Here is a 6,243-nt window from a genome sequence, read left to right on the forward strand (position 1 = left end):
CCGGCTGGGTGTCAGGAGATCAGCGGGTCGAGGGCGGGTGCCAAGGATTCGAGGGGGTTCTAATGTTGGCGATGTGTTGACTCTGCACGTCGACGCGGAGCGGCTCGTCCGGTCACGGTTTGCGCTGTCGCGGCTGACGGAGGTCACAAACGCGCTGGAGGTGCTCGCCCACCCCGAGCGGGCACCGTACGCCCGTAGTTGGGTGACCCAGACCCGGCGTACCCTCGCCCCCGGCTCGGTCGACGTGCTGTTCGCGCTGGTCAACGGTGCCGCCGCGTACATCCCGGATTTTCTGTCCCCGCTGCCCGGCAGCTACCAGCCCACCCTCGACGAGGAACTCGCGGCCGTGGCGGCGACCACCGCCGAGGACGTTCACCGACAGCTACGGACGGCGTTCCGGATCGGCCCACCCCCGCCGGTCCTGTTGGAACGCAGCCCGACCGGACGCGACCCTCGGCCACCACTGCCGGCCACGGTCGCCGAGCTCCTCGCCCGACGTGGCGAGGAGGCGCTGCTCACCCGCGTCGTCGACCAGCTCGCCCGTTTCTGGCGGCATACGCAGGTCGACCTGTGGCCGACCCTGCACCGGGTACTCGACGAGGACATCCGCCACCGCGCCACACTTGCCACCCGGACCGGGCTCGCCGACATCGTCCGTACCCTCGACCCGAGGCTCACCTGGGACGGCCGCCGGGTGACCCTCGACTCGCCCGCCGAGCTGTCCCTCGACGCGGCCCGAGGGCTCATCCTGTCCCCGTCGGCGTTCCTACCCCGCCCAGCGGTGTACCTGGGCGCACCCGGCCTGGTCATGGTCGGCTACCCGGCGCGGGGGCGGGGTCAGGTGTGGTCGCTGCCCGCCCCGGCCGGCGAGGAGACCGGCATTCTCGGCGCGCGTCGGGCCGCGCTGCTGACCGACCTGGCTACGCCGCTGACCACCACCGAACTGGCGGCGCGGCACGGGATCAGCCCGGCCACCGTGTCGTACCACCTGGGGCGGCTGCGCCGGGCCGGGCTCGTCGTGTCGCGGCGGGAAGGGCATGAGGTCCGGTACGAGCGGACGCGAGCAGCGGTGGAGCTGTTACGGGCGCTCCGCGGCGACAGCCGCCACGGCTGACGACCGGTGAAGCCGCGCGGTGTTCTCCGCCCAATGTCGGCGAGCAGCAGGTAGACAGGGTATATAAGTATTACCGAGGGAGGTGGGTAATGCTTATATCGACGTCCGTCTGGCAGGCGCTGACTGAAGCGGGGGTCGCGCTCGTGCCGCGTTCGGCTGACCGGGTTGAACTGAGCTACGCCGATGTCCGCGCCACGTTGACCGTCATCGCCTCCCCTACTCCGCTGACCCGGCGCGACATCGCCATGTCGATCGACCGCCACGCCGGACCGTGCCTGATCATCGTTCCGTCAGCGACGGCCGCAGTGCGGGAAGCAGTCGACGCCGCCGGCTGGTCCTGGTTGATCGACGGCGAGCAGCAGGTGACGGGTGTGCTGCGCCTCGACGGGGAACAGGTTGCGCTGCGACCCCCAACGGAGGCAGTAAAGCGATCAGCCAAGCGCGGTCGGGTGCCCTGGGGCACCTTCACCCTGGTCCGCCGGCTGATTCAACAGCCGTACGCGACCCAGCAGGAACTGGCCGTCCTTGTCGGCGTCTCCCAACCACGGATTTCCCAGGCGCTGGCTGCGTTGGCTGACGATGACCTCGTGCGCCGCACGTCGAGCGGCTGGGTCGTGCGGAACCTCGATGAGGCGATCCTGTGGTGGCTGTCGACCTATCCGGGACCGGGGGGCATCAGCACCTACTGGTACAGCCTGGCTTCAGTGGTCGAGCAAGCCCGGGCGGTCGTCGAACTGGTCGCGGGAAAAGATGCTGCTGGCGTCGTGGTGTCCGGGGACGTCGCGGCCGACGTCATCGCCCCATGGCGTGCCCCGACACGGGCGATCCTCTACGCCCGTGAAGGAGTGAACCTGGCCGACGCGGGCTTCCTGCCCGCTGGCGACGAGGAGGCGACGCTCGAACTCACCGTGCCGAGGGATCCGGGTCTGTGGCCAGCCTCCGGCCAGGCGGTGCCCGGCCTCCCACTCGCCGATCCGCTCCAGGTCCTCTGGGACATCCGGCGCTCGCCCGGTCCCGACAACGAAGAGGCGGCACAGCGCGTGTGGAACACGCTGCGCCAACGCCACCATGATCGGAGGTACGCGGCGTGACCGGATCGACCCCAGTGCCATCGCGTTCCGTCTCGCTCGTCTCGACCAGCCGAGCCGCGGACGCAGGATTCCTCACCCTTGCTGACCTGGCGGAGATCACCACCGCGCTCGAACTCGACCATCGGATTGTCGGCGGTCACATGGTCACTCTGCTCGTCGCGCTGCACGGCGTATCCGCACAGGTGCCACTGCGCGAGACGGCGGACGCCGACTTCGCCGCCCTGCCCACCGTCATCGCTGACCCTCGCCTACCGGCCGAACTCGTCGAGCGCGGTTACACGTCTCGGGAGGCAGCCAACCGGTTCACCCGCGAGGTCGAAGACTCCCAAGGGCCGCTGACTCTGGTGGTCGACATCCTCGCCCCGTCGTACCAAGGTGCGTTGGTGCCAAACCAACGACACGGCGAACTGGTGGTCGACGAGGTACCCGGCCTCGTGCTCGCGCTACATCGGCCTGCCAAGTTACTCGACGCCCACGTCCAACTCACCGGCGGCGAGGCGCTCAACCTGCGCGTCATGCTTCCGGACGTGGCCTCCGCGCTTGTCTGAAGGCGCTCGCTTACCGCGGACGATTCGCGGCCAAGGACGCGGTTGATCTGTGGCGACTCATCAACGCGGGCTATGAGGCCGGGCTGCGGGTGGCGGACTGGCCGGGCAGCGTTACCGGCCGCCAGGCAGCAGAGGTGCTGCACCGCTTCTTCGGCGCCCCCCAAGCGGCCGGCCTGAAGCAGATGTCGGCCAGCACGGCAGACCGCATCCGGATGCGGGCGCTGCTGAGAGAAGTGGTGCCGGTTCCATAGCTACGTGGGGGTCAGGCGGCGATGGCGCGGGCGGCGGCGTACATGTCGGCGGGCAACGGGTGCCTCAGCTCCCAGATGATCCGCATCGGCCGGTCGCCGGTGTGCTCCTGGTACGTCATCGGGCCGGCGTACAGGTAGGCCGGCGCACCCAGGTCACGGTCCGGCACTCGGGTTTCCCGCACGAAGAGATGCACGGTGGAGCCGCGTGCGGCGTGGTGGATGTAGCGCTGCCCGGTCGCCGACGCCGACGACGTGGTGCTCTGCGACTCCCACTGGAAGAGCGTGTCGGTGATGGCCCGGTCGGCGTACATCGTGGTGGGGGAGTAGTGCTGCTCGGACTTGACCAGGGTGACGAAGAAGATGTCGGCCTTGGCCTCCGGCAGCCACTTCACGCCTTCCCGCAGCGAGCCCGGGTTGGGCATGCCGAAGGCGGCGCACGCTTCGTTGCGGCTGTACCGGGCGTGCACCCGCAGCGGCAGCCCGTCGACCGGCTGCGTGACCCGGTGGATGCGGTCGCGGAGCACCTCGGCGACCTGCCGCAGCTCCGCGCAGCGCGCCGGCTCGCCCCAGAGCCGCGCCAGCCGTTCCCCGCGTTGGCTCAGTGGTGCGTTCGGCCCCCACAGGTCGAAGTGCAGCATGTCCCAGAGCCGCCCGGTCTCTGGCCGCTCGCCGGCCGCTACCCGGGCCAGCAGGTCGAGCCGTTCCGGGTCGTCCAGGTGCAGCATCCGCCCGATGGCCCGACCCAACTCGCGGTCGTCCTGTCCGCCCGGCGCGGCTTCCAGCCCGGCGAGCCGCCGCAGCCCGGTCCACCCGCCGACGCTCGCCGACCGGTAGACGTCCTCGATCTCCACGCCGGCCTCGTGCAGAAACACATCCAGGCCGACGTCCCCGAGCAGCCGTAGCTCCTTCGTAAGCCCGGTCTTCGAGGTCGGCATCGCTGACTTCAGGTTGGCCAGCACGATGTCCTTGGCCACCCGGTCGAGTTGGATGTGGCAGCCGCTCGGCAGGGACGGGAAGTCGTCGCGTACCGCCTCGGTTATCGCGTGGCGGCTGACCCCGGTCAGAGCGCGCCACCGTAGGTCGAAGCGGAAGTTGGCGTGCTGCCCGCCGATGAAGTCGAGCACGGTCAGGCACGGCTTGTCGTCGTCCAGGCGCAGGCCACGGCCGAGCTGCTGAAGGAAGATCGTGGCACTCTCGGTGGGCCGCAGCATCAGGATCGTGTCGACCATCGGCAGGTCGACACCCTCGTTGAACAGGTCAACGGTGAACAGCACCTTGAGAGTGCCGTCCTTGAACTCCTTCAGCAGCGCCTGCCGGCCAGCGGCGTCGACGCGGGACGTGATCGCCGCCGACCGCACACCATGCCTGCTGAACCAGCCCGCCATGAACTCGGCGTGCCCGATGCTCACGCAGAACCCGAGCGCCCGCATCCGGTCGACGTCGACGCTGTCCCGTACCGCCCGCAGCACCATCCGCGCCCGCGCGCCGTTGCCGGTGTAGACGCCGTCCAGCTCCGCCGGGTCATACCCCTGCCCGCGCTTCCAGCGAAGCTGCGACAGGTCGACATCATCGTGCAGCCCGAAATACTGGAACGGCGCGAGCAGTTGCCGCTCCAGCGCCTCCCACAGATGCAGCTCCACGGCGGCGCGACCCTCGAACCACCGCCGCACGTCGCCGCCGTCACTGCGGTCGGGGGTCGCCGTCAACCCCAGGAGTACGCGCGGCCGTAGCCGCTCCAGCAGCCGGGCGTACGTCGGCGCTTCCGCGTGATGGAACTCGTCGACAATCACCATGTCGTACGCCTCGGGGTCGATCTCCCGCCGGTGCAGCGACTGGATCGAGGCGAAGACGTGCCGCCAGTGCTGCGGCTCCCGGCCCCCGACGAGCGTCTCGCCGAAGCTACCGTCCCCCATGACCTGCCGGAACGTCGCCAAGCTCTGTCGCAGGATCTGCTCCTGATGCGCCACGAACAGCAGCGAGTCGACGGCCTTCTCCCGGTGCAGCCGGCGGTAGTCGAGTGCCGCCACCACCGTCTTGCCGGTACCGGTGGCCATCACCACCAGATTCCGCCAGCGGCCGTGGACCTTCCGCTCGGCGTCCAGGTCAGCCAGGACCTCCGCCTGGTACGGGTACGGCCGCACGTCCAGGTTGGCGATCTCGGTGGGCGTTTCCTCGCGCCGCTCCCCGCGCAGCGCTGTGCGCAGCCGGTCGGCGTCCCTGCGGGGGTCGTAGCCCTCGAACGCCGGGTCGTGCCAGTAGTCCTCGAACGTGGCGGTGAACGTGTCGATGACGTACGGCTGCTCGACGTTGGAGATCCTGACGTTCCACTCCAACCCGTCGACAAGCGCCGCCTTCGACAGGTTCGACGAACCGACGTACGCGGTGGTCATGCCGTTGTTCCGGCGGAACAGCCAGGCTTTGGCGTGCAGGCGGGTGGTCCTGGTCTCGTAGGAGATCTTGATGTCAGCGCCGAGTTCGGCGAGGCGGTCGAGGGCGCGCTGGTCGGTCGCGCCGAGGTACGTCGTGGTGATGACCCGGAGGCGACCGCCTCGGTCGATCAGGTCGCGGATGGCCGGCTCGATGATGCGCAGACCGTGCCACTTGATGAACGCGCAGAGCAGGTCGACCTGGTCGGCGGAGGCCATCTCATGAGTGACCTCGTGGCCGATGCGCGGTTGATGGCGACCGTTGACCAGCAGCGTGCCTGTCGAGAGCGGGGTGGTGGGGCGTGCCGGGAAAACGGGCTGCGCGGGTGGGGCTGGTGGGGCTGCGATGGCGTGCAGGAGGTGCTCGGCGTCGGCGACCTGGTCGCTCGGCCTGGTCGCGTTCGGGTTAAGTGCGGCGATGCTGTCGGCGATGTGGTTGGCCATCTCGACCTGATGGGTGAGCTTGTCATCGCCGCCGGGGAGAGCGTGCAGGGCTCGACGGGCCAGGGTGGCGATGTGCCAGGCGAGGGCGTTGGGGGCGTCGGCGGGGTCGAGGTCGGCGTGCTGAATCAGCGCGGGGTCGAGGCGCTGGAGGCGGTCGGCCAGCTCACGGGTGATCAGGTGCTCGTAGATGCCCTGCTCAAGATCCGTCACCCCGGCAACGTAGCTGGTTAAAGCCCTAGCTTGATCTTTAACCTGTGCGGCGTGGTCGGGGATTGGTCGACTTCTTTTTGGAGGAGGTTGTCCTGCCGGTCGCGTTGCTGGTGATGATGTGGACGTCGTGGCGGCGGGTGGGGTGGCGGTTGGGTCGTC

Annotated in this window: 4 protein-coding genes; 3 read left to right on the top strand and 1 reads right to left on the bottom strand. The window is 69.4% G+C overall.

Features of this window, described 5'->3' with window-relative positions:
• Positions 1 to 73 precede the first annotated feature (73 nt).
• The 3 genes from ACFY2A_RS11165 (at position 74) to ACFY2A_RS11175 (ending at position 2,753) form a co-directional block, all read left to right on the top strand.
• Positions 74 to 1,114 (top strand): helix-turn-helix domain-containing protein, encoded by a 1,041-nt coding sequence (locus ACFY2A_RS11165; RefSeq protein ID WP_387170699.1) that lies wholly within the window; start codon positions 74 to 76, stop codon positions 1,112 to 1,114.
• 89 nt (positions 1,115 to 1,203) lie between these two features.
• A complete protein-coding gene (locus ACFY2A_RS11170; RefSeq protein ID WP_387170701.1) occupies positions 1,204 to 2,205 on the top strand; it encodes a hypothetical protein in 1,002 nt (333 codons plus the stop codon).
• Positions 2,202 to 2,753, top strand: a complete 552-nt coding sequence (locus ACFY2A_RS11175; RefSeq protein WP_387170703.1) for a hypothetical protein — start codon at positions 2,202 to 2,204, stop codon at positions 2,751 to 2,753. Before ACFY2A_RS11170 ends, ACFY2A_RS11175 begins: the two co-directional genes overlap by 4 nt.
• Before the next feature lie 262 nt (positions 2,754 to 3,015).
• On the opposite strand, the gene ACFY2A_RS11180 is transcribed toward ACFY2A_RS11175, so the two are convergent.
• Entirely contained in the window at positions 3,016 to 6,084 is a 3,069-nt protein-coding gene (locus tag ACFY2A_RS11180) for a DUF3427 domain-containing protein (RefSeq protein ID WP_387170705.1), read from the bottom strand.
• Positions 6,085 to 6,243 lie beyond the last annotated feature (159 nt).

It is taken from the genome of Micromonospora sp. NPDC000442, from assembly GCF_042898635.1.
Lineage (GTDB): Bacteria > Actinomycetota > Actinomycetes > Mycobacteriales > Micromonosporaceae > Micromonospora.